The sequence below is a fragment of the Sorangium sp. So ce887 genome (assembly GCF_051521455.1).
Classification (GTDB): Bacteria; Myxococcota_A; Polyangia; order Polyangiales; family Polyangiaceae; genus Sorangium.
Map to the genome: position 1 here is coordinate 11,120,172 of NZ_CP150354.1, position 14,734 is coordinate 11,134,905.

The window sequence follows — 14,734 nt, forward strand, 5'->3', positions numbered from 1 at the left end:
GGCGCGTGCAGAGGCGCCGGAGCGGAGGGGCAGGCCGATGAGGATCACGTGCGTGGGCGGCGGGCCGGCGGGCCTCTACTTCGCGCTGCTCGCGAAGCAGCGCGACCCGCGGCGCGAGGTGGTCGTCGTCGAGCGGAACCGGCCCGACGACACCTTCGGCTTCGGGGTCGTGTTCTCGGACGCGACGCTCGACGGCCTCGAAGGCGCCGACCGCCCGAGCTACGACGCGATCCGGCGCAGCCTCGCCCACTGGAACGAGCTCCACGCGCACATCGGCGGGCGCCTCCTTGTCTCGACGGGGCACGGCTTCAGCGGCCTGTCGCGCCGGAAGCTGCTCGCGATCCTCCAGGACCGGGCGCGGGAGCTCGGCGTCGTCCTGCGCTTCGAGGAGGAGGTGACGGACGCGGCCGAGGCCCTCGCCGGGAGCGATCTCGTGGTCGCCGCCGACGGGGTGAACAGCCGCATCCGCGAGCGCTTCGCCGACCGGTTCGGGCCGCGCATCGACGTCCGCCCGAACCGCTTCGTCTGGCTCGGCACGACGTTTCCGTTCGACGCCTTCACCTTCTATTTCGAGGAGAACCGACACGGCCTCTTCCGGGTGCACGCCTACCGCTACGAGCCGGACCGTTCCACGTTCATCGTCGAGTGCCGCGAGGAGACCTTCCGCCGGGCGGGCCTCGACCGCGCGAGCGAGGACGAGACGATCGCGTACTTCGAGGAGCTCTTCGAAGGCAAGCTCCGGGGGCACCGGCTGCTCAAGAACAGGAGCGTGTGGCGGAGCTTCCCCACGGTGCACAACGAGCGCTGGAGCGCGGGCAACGTGGTGCTGCTCGGGGACGCCGCGCACACGGCGCACTTCTCGATCGGCTCGGGGACGAAGCTCGCGCTCGAGGACGCCATCGCGCTCGCCGAGAGCCTGGGGCGGAGCCCGGGCGTGCCGGAGGCGCTCGCCGCCTACGAGGCGGAGCGCAAGCCCAAGGTGCTCGCGTTCCAGCGGGCCGCGCAGGTGAGCCTCCTGTGGTTCGAGAACACCGAGCGCTACATGGCGCTCGATCCTGTGGAGTTCATGTTCAGCCTGCTGACGCGGAGCCTGCGGGTGACGCACGAGGGGCTGAAGGCGCGCGATCCGGCGTTCGTGCGCGAGGTGGACGCGCACGTCGCGAGCAAGGCGGAGGCGCAGTCGGGGGCGCGCGTCGCCGCCGTCCACGGAGGCGGCCCGCCGCCGCCGATGTTCACGCCGTTCCGGCTGCGGTCGCTCGTGCTGGAGAACCGGGTCGTCGTGTCGCCGATGTGCCAGTACTCGGCGGAGGACGGGCGGATCGACGACTGGCACCTCGTGCACCTGGGCAGCCGGGCGCTCGGCGGGGCGGGGCTCGTGATCACCGAGATGACCGACGTGAGCGCCGAGGGGCGCATCACGCCGGGCTGCGCGGGGCTCTACCGCCCCGACCACGCCGAGGGGTGGCGGCGCGTTGTCGATTTCGTCCACGCGCGCTCCCGGGCGAAAATCGGCGTCCAGCTGGCCCACGCCGGGCGCAAGGGCGCGACGAAGCGGATGTGGGAGGGCATGGACGAGCCGCTCGAGCGCGGCGAGTGGCCGCTCCTCAGCGCCTCCGCCATCCCGTACCTCCCGGAGAGCCAGGTCCCGAAGGCGATGGATCGCGGGGACATGGATCAGGTGATCTCGGACTTCGTGCAGGCGGCGAGGAGGGCGGACGAGGCCGGGTTCGACCTCATCGAGCTGCACTGCGCGCACGGCTACCTGCTGGCGAGCTTCATCTCGCCGCTCACGAACCGGCGCGACGACGCCTACGGCGGGCCGATCGAGCGCCGGATGCGCTATCCGCTCGAGGTGTTCGACGCGGTGCGGGCGGCGTGGCCGGCGGACAAGCCGATGAGCGTCCGCATCTCGGCGACCGACTGGGCGCCGGGCGGGCTCACGACGGACGATCTCCTGGCGCTCGCGACGATGCTGCGGGAGCACGGCGCCGACATCCTCCATGTGTCGGCGGGGCAGACGGACCCCTCCGGAAAGCCGGAGTACGGCCGTCTGTTCCAGACGCCGCTCTCGGAGCTCGTGCGGCTCTCGGCGAAGGTGCCGACGATCGCGGTGGGCAACATCCAGAGCTACGCGGACGTGAACAGCATCATCGCGGCCGGCAGAGCCGACCTGTGCGCGCTCGCGCGGGCGCACCTCTACGACCCGTACTGGACAAGGCACGCCGCCGCGGAGCAGGGGTTTGACCTGGAGTGGCCGCCTCAGTACCGGTCGGTCGAGAGGTACACGCTCCGCATGCGGTGACCTGCGGAGATGCCAAAGGGCTCCGATCCGAAGAGCGGGCCGGTGCAGCAGATCGTGAAGCGCGCGCGGGAGCTCATTGACGCGTTCACGGAAAAATACCCGAATGTCGCGAAAACTCCATCGCCCCCGCCCGCGGCGCGGGTTGACACGCGCGCTGCGCCACAGCAGAAGCTGTGGCAGTGAATACCCTGGATCTGTCGGCGCTCGTCCAGTCCGGTGAGATCTGCGATGGCCTCTGTCTCGCCGGCCGAGACCATTCCGGCGCCGACCTCGGGGGCGGGTTCTTCTCGAAGTGTGATTTTTCGGGGGCGCGCCTCTCTGGTGCTCGGCTGAAGGAGACCGTCTTCATCGAATGCAATCTGAGCGGCGCCGACCTGACCGGCGCCCTCTGCCATCATACGGCCTTTCACAAGTGCGATCTCACCGGCGCGGTCTTCACCGGGGCCACGCTCCGGCTCGCCAAGTTCACCGAGTGCCGGATCCGCGAGGCCCGGTTCGACGGGACGACCCCCGTGATGTTGATGGTGATCAAGAGCGATCTGTCGGGCGCCACCTTCGCGCAGGTGGTCCTCGATCAGGCGATCTTCTTCGAGACCGGGATGGATGGAGTCGACCTGAGAGGCGCGGTCCTCAAGCGGACGTCGATCTCCGGCGTCGATTTCCGCGCCATGCGCATCGACGACGCTCGATTCGAGATGGCCGTGCTCAACAAGTGTTGCTTCCGCGGAATGGGACTGGCCGGCGTCGTCTTCGAGCTCTGCCAGCTCCAGGAGTCGGATCTCTCGCACGCGAGGCTCGAGAAGGCGAACCTCGCCCAGGCCAACTTCAAGGGCGCGAGCCTGGCCGGGGCGACCCTCGACGAGGCGAGCTGCAGCCGCGCCCTCTTCATCGAGGCCAATCTCCAGGGCGCCACGTTGCGCAAGACGGGGCTCGAGCAGGCCCTCCTGGATCGGGCCAATCTCTCGCGCGCGGATCTGTCCGGGGCCCGGCTGCGCGAGGCGGCGCTCCGGGGCGCGAGCGCGCGCGACGCCTCCTTCGTCGGCGCCGACCTGACCCACGCCGACCTCTCCGGCGCCGATCTCGAAGGGGCGAACCTCACCCACGCGAGCCTTCACCGGACCCTCCTGCACGGCGTCCGCGACACCCGCGCCACCATCCCGGGGCGAGCCGTTGCCCTCGGCACCGACAGCGCGCGCGCCCAGGCAGAAAACTTCACTCCTCCCTACTGATCCCGAGGGCATCCCCATGGCCAACGCCGCACCGAAGATCGAGAGTTTCCCGAGACCGACCGCCGCCTCCCCGCCTCCTCGCGCCACGGTGGCGCCTGCCCCGGAGGCGGTCATGGAGCTCGGTCACGTCAAATCGCGCTCCGGGCGGAGCGCCCGCGTGACGGCGCCGAGCGGAGAGAGGGAGGCCGAGATCGCCCCGAGCTGCCTGGTCTCCCCGGCCCCCGGCGACCGGGTGCTCGTCGTATCCTCGGGCGACGAGGCGTATGTCCTCGCCGTGCTACGCCGGCTCCATACGGGTGGAACAAAGATGGTGTTTCATGAGGACGTGTCGCTGAGCGTGCTGAACGGCAGGCTGCGGATCCTCGCCCAGGAGGGGGTCGATCTGGTGTCGCCGCAGGATCTCCACGTCCGCGCCGGCGCCGTGACCGCCGACGCCGGAGAGGTGCGCGTGGCCTTCTCGCTGCTCGACCTGGTCGGGCACTCGATCGCCGCCCGGACGAGGAAGGTGCGCCTCGTGGCCGAGGCGTTCGACACGATCGCGGGCCGCATCTACCAGCGGACGAAGACCTTCTTCCGAAGGACGGACGAGCTCGATCGCGTCGAGGCGAAGAACATGGATCGCCGGGCGGAAGAGCTCTACCACCTGCACGGCCAGAACGCGGTGACGACCGCGGATCAGCTGGTCAAGATCGATGCCGGCCAGGTCCACGTCGGATAAGAGATGCCATGTTCGCCAACACGCAGATGATGGGGATCGACATCGGCTTTCCGGACGTGTGCTTGACGCCGGCGCCCCCGGCGCCCGCGCCGGTGCCCATCCCGTACCCCAATTTCGGCGCCGGGCCGACGGCGTCGCCGGCGGTCTACAACGTGCTTTTCATGTATGCGCCGGCGCACAACATGTCGAGCGCGACCGCCATGTCGAACGGGGACAACCCCGGCGTCGGCAGGGGCGTCGCATCGGGGACGGTGATGGCGCCGGATCGGCATGTGACCGCGGCGTTCACCGTGCTCGTCGGCGGCCTGCCCGCGACGCGGCTGACGAGCATCGGCATCCAGAACAGCACGAACTGCCCCGGGATACGGGCGGTGCCGAGCCAGGTGAAGGTCCTCTTGCTCGCGCCTTAGCTGCGGGTCACCTCCGCCGCGAGATCGTCCGATGCCCCGCCTCTACCACATCTCCGCGAGCTTCCTTCCCCCGGGCACGAGCGTGGTCTCGCTCGAGGGCGAGGAGGCGCTCAGCCGGCTTTATCGGTTTCGAATCCTGTTCTCGCTCCCCCTCGCCGAGGGGCTGGGGCTCGACCTCGACGCCTCCATCGGACAGGCTGCGCAGCTCCTCCTCCGCGACGGGCTCACCGGCGTCGTGCATAAGGCGTATTCAGGCACGGTGGCCGCGCTGGAGCTGGTCGAGGACCTGGAGCGGCATTCCCTCTTCCGCCTGCACCTCGTGCCCCGGCTGTGGCGGCTCTCGCTGGGCGAGCACAGCCGTGTGTTCGTCGACAAGGCGCTCCCCGACATCCTATCGGAGATGCTCGAGGGCGGCGGGCTCACATCGGACGACTACGAGCTGCGCCTCGTCGGCAAATATTTGCCGCTGCGCCACGTGTGCCAGCTCCGCGAGAGCCGCCTGCTCTTCCTGACCCGGTGGCTCGAGCGCGTCGGCGCTTATTATTTCTTCGAGCAGGGAGACGAGCGCGAGCGGCTGATCATCACCGACAGCACGGCGAGCCACGCCGACGCGCGGAGCGGGCCCGTGCGGTTCGTGCCGCAGCACGCGGGCGATGTCACGGCGGGACAGGCCCTCCGCAGCTTCCGGTGGCGCCACGAGGTGGTGCCCCGGAAGGTGACTGTCGCGGAGTATCATCCGTTGCACCCGCACCTCTCGGTCAAGGGGTCCGCCGACGTGGTGCCGGAGGGTGCGGGCGGCGAGGTGCGCCTCTTCAAGGTCAACGAAGAGCAGCCCCACGAGGCGCAGCGCTTCGCGACCCTGCGGGCGCTCGAGCACCTCGCCGGGCGCACCACCTGCCATGCGCAGGGGTCCGTGATCGGGCTCATGCCCGGCTTCACGTTCGATCTCGTGGAGCACCCGCAGCGCGCGCTCAACCAGGCCTACCTCGTGACCGAGATTCGCCATCGAGGCCGGGAGCCGGGCCTCGCCGGCGACGGCAGCGAGCGCGGCGCAGAGGTCGAGGCCGCCCTCGAGGAGGGCGCGGAGCTCTACCACTGCGAGCTTCGCGCGGTGGAGGCGAGCCGCCACCACCTCGTCCCCTCGATGACGCGCTGGCCCCGGATCGCGGGGACGGTGCGCGCGCGGATCGACGGAGAGGGCGAATCGGAGTACGCCCAGATCGACGAGCACGGCCGCTACCGCGTGCGCCTCCTCCTGGACGAGAGCGGGCTGCCCGACGGCGCGGCGTCCACGTACCTGCGGATGCTCCAGCCCCACGCGGGCAACCCCGAGGGCATGCACCTGCCCCTGCGCAAGGGGACCGAGGTGCAGGTGGGCTTTCTGAGGGGCGATCCCGATCAGCCTGTGATCGTCGGCGTGGTGCCGGACGCGATGACGCCGAGCCCCGTCACCACGGCGAACCGGACGCAGAACGTGGTGCAGACAGGCGGGCTCTCCCGGGTGGAGATCGAGGACCAGCAGGGCTCGGAGTACATCGAACTCTCCACACCCCCGGAGAGCACCTTCTTCCACCTGGGGGCGCACGCCGGCAAGGGGACGCACAACTATGTCCTGTCCACGAGCGGCGATGCCTCGATGCACACGGGTGGAGACCGCGACATCCGCGTCGGCGGCAAGCAGACCGAGTCCGTGGCCGGCGACGTGATCGAGAGCTATCACGCCGATCAGACGAGGGCGGTCGACGGCGCCCTCACCGAGACCGTCGACGGCGGCGCCGCGCAGATCATCCACGCCGGGTCGGAGCAGGCCATCGACGGCGGCGCCACGATCACCATCTCGGGCGGGGAGACGCGCACGGTCACCGGCGGCCAGACAGAGGCGCTGAGCGGCGGGCGCACCCAGGCGATCTCGGGCTCCTCGGTGGAGACGATCGCCGGCGATCTCACGCAGGCCATCGCGGGCGGCTCCACGATCACGAGCTCCGGCGGCCACACCGTGATCGCGGGCGGCGGGTTCGAGGTCGGGACGCCCGCGAACGTGACCCTCATCGCGAACGGCGGCTTCAACCTGCTCGCGCCGGGGGGCCAGCGGCGCCTCGACAACGACTTCGTCATGTTCGGGAAGGACTACACCACCCTGGCACCCAACCAACTCGTCATCTGCGGCCACCGGGTCGACGCCATGGGGCTGTATGTCGAGCTGGTCGGGGTCAAGGCCGATTTCTTCGGCGTCAAGCAGACCCTGGGGACCACCGCGAAACAGGCGGCGTTCGTCTACCTCGGGACCGACGGGGTAGGCGCCACCGCTCATGCGTTCTCCCAGCAGGGCGGCGCGTTTCATCTATGGGGCGGCTGACCATCGAGGTGACGGATGGGTCCCTTCACGTTGCGATGTGACGCGATCTCCGGCAGCCCGCGCGTGCTGGGTTTCCGCAGCGAGGAGGAGCTGGGGCGCTGCTTCGACTACGAGATCTGCTTCACGCTGGACAGCGGCGACGCCGACGTGAGCCCCGAGCGCGTGCTGGGCCAGCCCGCCGCGCTGGTGCTCGGATCCGGCGACGGCGCGGTGCAGGTAGCGGGGCACGTGGCCGAGATCGAGCTCCTGGAGGGCGAGCCGAGCCCGATGCTGCGGCTCCGCATGGTGCCGGCGCTCTGGTTCCTGCGGCGCTCCTCGCACAACCGGGTGTTCGTCGACCAGTCTTTCCCGGAGATCCTCGAGCGCGTGCTCGCGCAGGCCGGCATCGCGGCGGGCTCATTCGCGCTGCGGCTCACCGGCACCTACGCGAAGCGGGAGCACGTCTGCCAGTACCAGGAGAGCGACCTCGACTTCCTCCAGCGATGGCTGGAGCGCGAGGGCATCACCTATTTCTTCGACCACGGCGACGGGGGCAGCAAGCTCACGTTCTGTGACGCCCCCCGGCACCACGCGCCGGGGCGCGCCGAGCCGGTCGCGTACCATCCGGTGACGTCGGCCGACGCGTCGTCGGGGGACCACTTCAGCGTCTTTCACGCCGCGCTGAGGGCGTCGCCGAAAGAGATCGTCGAGGCCGATCACAACTACCTCACCCCCGCCGCGACGATCCGCGCGGCGACGGGCGTCTCGCCGGAGCTGTCCGCGAGCGTGCAGCTCTGGGCCGAGAACGAGGCGGATCAGCGCGGCGCCGAGCGGCTCGCCGGGCTGCGCGCCGAGCTGGAGAAGAGCCGGCGAAGGCGGTGCCTCGCGGTGGGGCGGGAGCTCTTCGTTCACGCGGGCTTCACGTTCACCCTCGACCGCCACCCAGCCGGCGAGCTCAACAGGGAGTACCTCGCGGTCCGCGTCGTGCGCGTCGGCCAGATCAACGAGCGCCAGGGCCGCATCGTGCCCTTCTTCCGCCCCGAGGAGGCCGCGGCGCTGGAGGGCGAGACCGTGTGGACCGAGGTGGAGGCGATCGCGTCGGACGTGCAGTTCCGGCCGCCGCGGCGCACGCCGTGGCCGCTCGCCGGCGGGCTGGAGCTGGGCGTCATCGACGGGCCGGCGGACAGCGACCATGCGCAGCTCGACGAGCACGGCCGCTACCTGGTCAAGCTCATGATGGATGAGAGCCCGTCGCCGGCCGGGCGCGCCTCCGCGCGGCTCCGGATGATCCAGCCGCACGGCGGCGCGCGGGAGGGGTACCACCTGCCGCTGCGCAAGGGGACGGAGGTGCTCATCGCGTTCGTCGGGGGAGATCCGGATCGGCCCGTGATCGCGGGCGCGGTCCCGAACGCCCTCACGCCGTCGCCGGTCACGCGCGCCAACGGCACGCAGAACGTGGTGCAGACCGGCGGCCGGAGCCGCCTCGAGGTCGAGGACCGCGAGGGGCAGCAGTACATCGATGTCTCGACGCCCCCCGGGTCGACCTTCGTGCACGTCGGGGCCCACGCCGGGCTGGGGGACCACAACGTCGTCCTCTCCACGTCGGGCGACGGGCTGATCCGGACGGGGACGAACCGCGATATAACGATCGGCGGCGCCCAGAACGAGGACGTGCAAGGGAGCCTGACCGAGACCTACCACGCGAACCAGACCACCCACGTCGCGGGCGCGCTGAACGAGACGATCGACGCCGGCGCGCGACAGACCCTCCACGCCGGGCTGACGCGGACGATCGCCGGCGGGTTCCAGCAGTCGATCGACGGCGGTGAGGAGCGCTCCGTCTCCGGCGGGGCGGCGGAGACGATCAACGGCTCTCGCACGCAGACCATCGTGGGTTCGACGACGGAGTCGATCAGCGGCTCGCAGGATCAGACGGTCACCGGGAGCACCACGATCGTCAGCACCGGGACGTACACCGTCAAGGCGGACGGGGCCATCACCCTCAAGACGGATGGCCCCATGAACATGATGGCCAACACGTGGCTCATGAACGCCGCCGGCGGCCAGACGAACGTCGACAGCTACTTCCTGGGGATCGCCTCGAAGGACATCAGGATTTACAATTTCCTCTTCCGACCGAACCTCGTTCACGTCAACGTCTGCGGCATCTCGGCCACGGCGGTCGGCATGCGGCGGGACGCGGTGCGGATGAAATACGAGCTGGCCGGCGTGGTCCTCCAGAACCGCGGCGTGTCGAAGAAGGCCGGCGTGGTGACGCGGGTCACCTTCGGGGCCACCTTCGCGTTCGGGTTCATCACCTTTCTCTGATCGGGGCCCGGAACGTGAACGAGACGTACCGCTTCGCTTGCGACAGCCTCCCGGGAGGGCCTCTACGCGTCCTCGCGTTCTCGTGCGAGGAGCAGCTCGGCCAGCCGTACACGCTGCGGGTGCTCGGGGATCTCGAGGCCGAGCCGGGCGAGATGGAGGACGCGCTCGGAAAGCCTGGGACGCTGTCGGCCGGCGACATGCGGTTTCACGGCGTCGTGTTCGAGATCGAGCTCCTGCTCGCCACGCAGGGCCGGAGGGTCTATCGCCTGACGCTGGCCCCCGAGCTTCACGCCCTGTCGATCGGGCGTCACAGCCGCGTCTTCGTGGACAGGTCGGTGCCCGAGATCATCGAGCAGGTCCTCCGTGACGGCGGCCTGTCGGCGTTCGAGCTCCGGCTCAGCGGGGCCTACGAGAGCCGCCGGCACGTCTGCCAGTACAAGGAGAGCGATCTCGATTTCTTGCACCGGTGGATGGAGCGCGAGGGCATCTATTATTATTTCCTGCAGGAGGAGGGCGGCGCGAAGCTCGTCGTCTGCGACGACAGGAGCCGGCACGACGACGCGCCCTCGGCGCTCGTGCGGTATTCGCCGAGCGGGCTCGCCGACGTGTCGGCGGGCGAGTGCCTCGCGACGTGGCGCCGCGTGCACGCGGGCGTGTCGGCGAGCGTCCGGCTCGGGGACCACGACTATCTGAGACCGGCGCTCCGCATCGGCGCGGCCAGGCCGGACGCGGCCCTCGGCTTCGAGGAGCTCGTCCGGTTCGAGGACAACCTCCCGGATCAGCGCGAGGCCGACCGCCTCGCCTCGGTCCGCGCCGAGGCGCTCCGGGCGGCCCAGATCCGGTTCCACGGGAGCGGTCGTGTGGGCGGGCTTCACGCGGGGCTCCGCTTCCAGCTCGACGAGCACCCCCGCGGCGAGCTGAACCAGCGGTACCAGCTCTGCCGCGTGGTGCACCGGAGCACGCTGATCCGGGAGGATCCCGCGCTCGTCCGGTACCTGGGGCTGCCGCCCGCGGAGGAGGGTTACCGCATCTCCGTGGAGGCGCTCCCGGCCGAGGTGCAGTATCGGCCCGAGCGGCGCACCGCCTGGCCCGAGGTGCGGGGCGTGGAGAGCGCGGTGGTGGACGGAGAGGCCGAGAGCCCTTACGCCCAGATCGACGGCCATGGGCGCTACCGCGTCCGCTTCCTGTTCGACGAGGCGAAGAGCCCCGCGGGGGCCGCGTCGGCGTGGCTGCGGATGATGCAGCCCCACGGCGGCTCGCCCGAAGGGCACCACTTCCCGCTCCGCAAGGGTACCGAGGTGCTCGTGGCGTTCGTCCACGGCGACCCGGATCGGCCGTTCCTCGTGGGGGCGGCGCCCACGCCGACGACGCCGAGCCCGGTGACGTCCGCCAACCGCACCCGGAACGTGGTCCAGACGGGGGGGCTGACCCGGCTGGAGGTGGAGGATATCGAGGGGAGTCAGTACATCGATCTCTCGACTCCGCAGCAGAGCTCGTTCCTCCACCTCGGGGCCCACGGGGGGCTCGGCGATCACAACATCGTTGTGTCGACCGAGGGGGACGGGCTGCACCACGCGGGCGGGAAGCGCGACATCACGGTGGGCGGCGCCCAGACCGAGGACGTCGCCGGCGACGTGGTCGAGGAGTACGGCGCGGGCCAGAGCACGCATGTCGCCGGCGCGTTCACCGAGACGATCGGCGCCGGGATGACCCAGACCATCTCGTCCGGCGCGACCCAGACGGTCGACGGGGGCCTCCGGCAGGCGATCACCGGCGGCGAGACGCGGACGGTGAACGGCGATGTGATCGAGACCCTCGATGGCGGGCGAACGCAGGACATCGTGGGCTCCACGCAGGAGTCGATCGGGGGCTCGCTGACGCAGACCGTCTCCGGCTTCATCGGCGTGTCGACGCCCGCGGCCTACACGCTGAGCGCGCCGGCGTCGCTCACGATGATGACGCCCGCGGCGGGCACGGTGAAGGGGCTCTCCGGGGTGAAGCTCCTCGCGCCGGGCGGCCAGATGACGGTGGACTTCTGGCACGAGGGGATCGGCGGCCAGCACACGCTGGCGTATTTCTTGAAGCTGAGCGTGGGTGCGCTCTCGCTGGCCGTCACGATCAACTGGCTTCGATTCCAGTTCATGCATGTGGCCGCGTATGGCATCAAGCTGGATCTCAAGGCCATCGACGCGAAGGCGATCGCCAATGAGACGGTGTACGGGGTACTCGCGGCGCGCGCGGCTGCAGCGAGGGCCAAGAAGGCGGGGTTGACGCAGATTGGCGGCGCTCCGGGACCAGGGCCAGGCGCTCCGGGACCAGGGCCAGGCGCTCCGGGACCAGGGCCAGGCGCTCCGGGACCAGGGCCAGGCGCTCCGGGACCGGGGCCGGGCGCTCCGGGACCAGGGCCGGGCGCTCCGGGACCAGGGCCGGGCGCTCCGGGACCAGGGCCGGGCGCTCCGGGACCAGGGCCGGGCGCTCCGGGACCAGGGCCCGGGGCCGGGTACGTGCCCCGACACGCCAAACCCGAGTACGTGCCCCGACACGCCAAGCCCGGGCCGGGTTCGCCGGGACCGGGGCCGGGCGCGCCGGGACCAGGGCCCGGGGCCGGGTACGTGCCCCGACACGCCAAGCCGGGGCCGGGTTCGCCGGGACCAGGGCCTGGCACGCCGGGACCGGGACCGGGCACGCCGGGCCCTGGCCCGGGTGGCCCCTGAGGAACTCCACGCGATTCAAAGGCTAGCCAAGGAGATGTCGTCGTGCGTGTCGTGAAACCCAACCAGATCGGCGTCCTCTCGCGGCCCTTCGATCACAACAACCAATACCGGCTTTGCGTCACGGGCCTCATCCTCTTCCCGTTCGCCGAGCCCCGTTATCCCATGTCCGAGTCGAGCCTGTGGCTCCTCGTCGGCAAAGAGCTGCGTGAGACCGCGATCGACGAGTCCATGCCCAAGCAAAACGGCGAGATCCTGCTGCGCGCGGACGCGTACGCGCCGCAGGGCAAGCCACACCGCGTCGTGCGCGCGGCGATGGAGCTCGACGGCAAGCTCATGAAGGAGATCGCCATCGTCGGCGATCGGGCCTGGAAATCCGGTGTCCCCACGGAGCCCGAGCCCTTCGTGGTCAAGAGCCTCCGCTGGGAGAACGCCTTCGGGGGCGAGGGCTTCAAGCCGAACCCGATCGGCAGGGGATACAGGCCCAGGGAAGGCTCGCCGCTGCCCAACATCGAGGATCCGAAGCACCTCATCACGTCGATGCGGCAGACGCCCGAGCCGGCCGGCGTCGGCCCCTACGACATCACCTGGCCTCAGCGCATGGACAAGGCCGGCACGTACGACAAGGAGTGGCTCGACCACTACTATCCAGGGCTCGCCCGGAACATCGACTGGGGCTTCTTCAATGTCGCCCCGAGAGACCAGCAGATCCAGGGCTTCTTCCGCGGGGACGAGGAGATCGTCCTCAGGAACCTCCACCCCGAACGACCCGAGCTGCGGTGCAAGCTCCCCGGGGTCCAGCTCCGCTGCTTCATGCGGCGGACGCGGCGGAGCGGCGAGGAGGTCCAGACCGAGCTCTCCATGAAGCTCGACACGATCTGGCTCTTCCCGAGCGCTTCGCACGGGATCCTTGTGTTCCACGGCGTCTCGCCCGTCCGGGAGGACGACGCCTCGGACGTGTCGCTCCTCTGCCTCGCGTGCGAGGACCTGGGCCGGCCGAAGCCGATGGATCACTACGAGCGGGAGATCGAGCAGCGCCTCAGCAAGGAGCACGGCGCGCTCGCGTCGCTCGACGACAGGCCGCTCATGCCGGATCTGCGCGGCGACATGAAGCGCCCGCCGTCGCCGTACGACGAGATGGCGGATCTCGTCGCCCACGAGCAGCTCGCCTACAGGAACATGATGAAACGGGGCGAGCGCCAGGTGGAGACCGCGCGCGCGCTGCTCGTCGCCCAGGGGCTCGACCCGGACGAGCACGGCCCCGTCCCCGAGGACCCCATCGACACGACAGCCTCTCTCGACGAGGTGCTGGCGCGGGCGAAGAAGATCGAGGAGGAGCTCCTGGAGAGGCGCCGGCTCGCCGAGGAGTCCATGGCCCGCGTCGAGGAGGAGCTCGCGCGGGACTGCGCCGAGAACGGCATCGACTTCGACGAGATCAAGAAGGAGTGGCACGGTCCCTGGAAAGGCGGGCCTCCCCAGCGTTCCGCCGAGAAGCACATCGCGCGCATGCAACAGCTCGCCGCGGACAGCCGCGCCGCCGGCTTCGACGCGAGCGAGATCGACGAGTACCTCGATGACCCGAGCTTCGTCGAGATGGTCCACGAGCAGGACAGAGCGCAGCTCGAGGCGTACCGGATGGGCGCGCAGGACCGCGCAGAGCCCGATCCGCGGAGCGCCGAGGACAGCCTCCGCCTGCGGGAGGAGCTCCTTGCCGCCCACGCGCGCGGCGAGAGCCTCGCCGGCCGCGATCTGACGGGCGCCGATCTCTCCGGCATCGAGCTGCCCGGGGCGAACCTCGAGGAAGCGCTCATGGAGCGCTGCGACCTGTCGCGCGCCAACCTCGCCGGGGCGAACCTCAAGCGGGCCGTGCTCGTGCGCGCCGCGCTGGGCGACGCGCGCCTCGACGGGGCCAACCTCGAGGGGGCCAACCTCTCGAAGGCGGTGTGCGAGCGAACGAGCCTGTCCGGCTGTCGCGCCGTGGACGCGCAGCTCATCGACGCGCGGCTCTCGCAGGTGTGCCTGGACGGGGCGAACCTCGAGCGGGCGACCCTCAACGAGAGCACGCTGGACCGGTGCTCGTTCCGCCGGATCCGCGGGGAGGGCCTGCTGCTCGACAACCTCGATCTGACCGGGGCCAGCTTCGCCGGGGCGACCTTGGTCGACGCGGTGTTCATGAAGTGTGGGCTCGACCGGGCCGATTTCACCGGCGCCGACCTCGCCGGCGCCACCCTGTTCAAGTGCCGCGGCCGGAACACGATCTTCGCGAGCATCCACGGCAGGAGCCTCCGCGTGGTGGAGGACACGTTCCTTGAGGACTGCGACTTTCGCGCTGCCCAGATCGAGGAGGCCTGTCTGCGGGGCATTTCCCTTGTCGGGTGTGACTTCACCGACGCGCAGGCGAAGCTCTCGGACTTCAGCGACTGCGACCTCCAGGACGCGCGCTTCTACCACGTGCGCGCGAGGCAATCGCGGTTCATCCGCGCCGACCTGCGCCGCGCCAACATGGTCGGGGCCGACCTGTTCGAGGCCCTGCTGTCGAAGGCGAACGTGTCCGGCGCGGACCTCAGCGGCTCGAACCTCTATCAGGCCGACATGTCGCTCGTGCAGGGATACCGCGAGGCCAAGCTCACGGACGCGATCATCTCGCGAATGCGCACGATGCCGCTCTACTCGGACAAGATCCAGGACCTTGACTGAGCCC

9 protein-coding genes are annotated in these 14,734 nt (G+C 70.4%); all 9 read left to right on the forward strand.

Features of this window, described 5'->3' with window-relative positions:
* Nucleotides 1–37: 37 nt before the first annotated feature.
* From WMF36_RS41715 to WMF36_RS41755, 9 genes are read left to right on the forward strand one after another with little or no spacing between them, the layout of a single operon-like run.
* Nucleotides 38–2,302, forward strand: a complete 2,265-nt coding sequence (locus WMF36_RS41715; protein WP_437576409.1) for a bifunctional salicylyl-CoA 5-hydroxylase/oxidoreductase — start codon at nucleotides 38–40, stop codon at nucleotides 2,300–2,302.
* 42 nt (nucleotides 2,303–2,344) lie between these two features.
* The gene (locus tag WMF36_RS41720; RefSeq protein WP_437576410.1) at nucleotides 2,345–2,485 is read left to right on the forward strand and encodes a hypothetical protein; all 141 of its coding nucleotides are present in this window, start codon (nucleotides 2,345–2,347) and stop codon (nucleotides 2,483–2,485) included.
* Nucleotides 2,482–3,531, forward strand: a complete 1,050-nt coding sequence (locus tag WMF36_RS41725; protein WP_437576412.1) for a pentapeptide repeat-containing protein — start codon at nucleotides 2,482–2,484, stop codon at nucleotides 3,529–3,531. Before WMF36_RS41720 ends, WMF36_RS41725 begins: the two co-directional genes overlap by 4 nt.
* A gap of 16 nt (nucleotides 3,532–3,547) precedes the next feature.
* A complete protein-coding gene (locus WMF36_RS41730) occupies nucleotides 3,548–4,249 on the forward strand; it encodes a DUF3540 domain-containing protein (protein ID WP_437576413.1) in 702 nt (233 codons plus the stop codon).
* An 8-nt stretch (nucleotides 4,250–4,257) separates the two neighbouring features.
* Nucleotides 4,258–4,659, forward strand: coding sequence for a DUF4150 domain-containing protein (locus WMF36_RS41735; protein ID WP_437576414.1), 402 nt, complete (start codon nucleotides 4,258–4,260; stop codon nucleotides 4,657–4,659).
* Between the two features lie 31 nt (nucleotides 4,660–4,690).
* A complete protein-coding gene (locus WMF36_RS41740; RefSeq protein ID WP_437576415.1) occupies nucleotides 4,691–7,015 on the forward strand; it encodes a type VI secretion system Vgr family protein in 2,325 nt (774 codons plus the stop codon).
* A gap of 15 nt (nucleotides 7,016–7,030) precedes the next feature.
* Nucleotides 7,031–9,322 carry a type VI secretion system Vgr family protein gene (locus WMF36_RS41745; protein WP_437576416.1) on the forward strand — a complete coding sequence of 764 codons (2,292 nt, stop codon included), beginning with the start codon at nucleotides 7,031–7,033 and terminating at the stop codon, nucleotides 9,320–9,322.
* A 14-nt stretch (nucleotides 9,323–9,336) separates the two neighbouring features.
* Nucleotides 9,337–12,036, forward strand: a complete 2,700-nt coding sequence (locus WMF36_RS41750) for a type VI secretion system Vgr family protein (protein ID WP_437576417.1) — start codon at nucleotides 9,337–9,339, stop codon at nucleotides 12,034–12,036.
* A gap of 42 nt (nucleotides 12,037–12,078) precedes the next feature.
* Nucleotides 12,079–14,730 (forward strand): DUF2169 domain-containing protein, encoded by a 2,652-nt coding sequence (locus WMF36_RS41755; RefSeq protein WP_437576418.1) that lies wholly within the window; start codon nucleotides 12,079–12,081, stop codon nucleotides 14,728–14,730.
* Nucleotides 14,731–14,734 lie beyond the last annotated feature (4 nt).

Bases quoted from the DNA above. Each gene is read 5' to 3' on its own strand.
- WMF36_RS41735 (WP_437576414.1), top strand. From the start codon at position 4,258: ATGTTCGCCAACACGCAGATGATGGGGATCGACATCGGCTTTCCGGAC.
- WMF36_RS41715 (WP_437576409.1), top strand. From the start codon at position 38: ATGAGGATCACGTGCGTGGGCGGCGGGCCGGCGGGCCTCTACTTCGCG.
- WMF36_RS41740 (WP_437576415.1), top strand. From the start codon at position 4,691: ATGCCCCGCCTCTACCACATCTCCGCGAGCTTCCTTCCCCCGGGCACG.
- WMF36_RS41745 (WP_437576416.1), top strand. From the start codon at position 7,031: ATGGGTCCCTTCACGTTGCGATGTGACGCGATCTCCGGCAGCCCGCGC.
- WMF36_RS41730 (WP_437576413.1), top strand. From the start codon at position 3,548: ATGGCCAACGCCGCACCGAAGATCGAGAGTTTCCCGAGACCGACCGCC.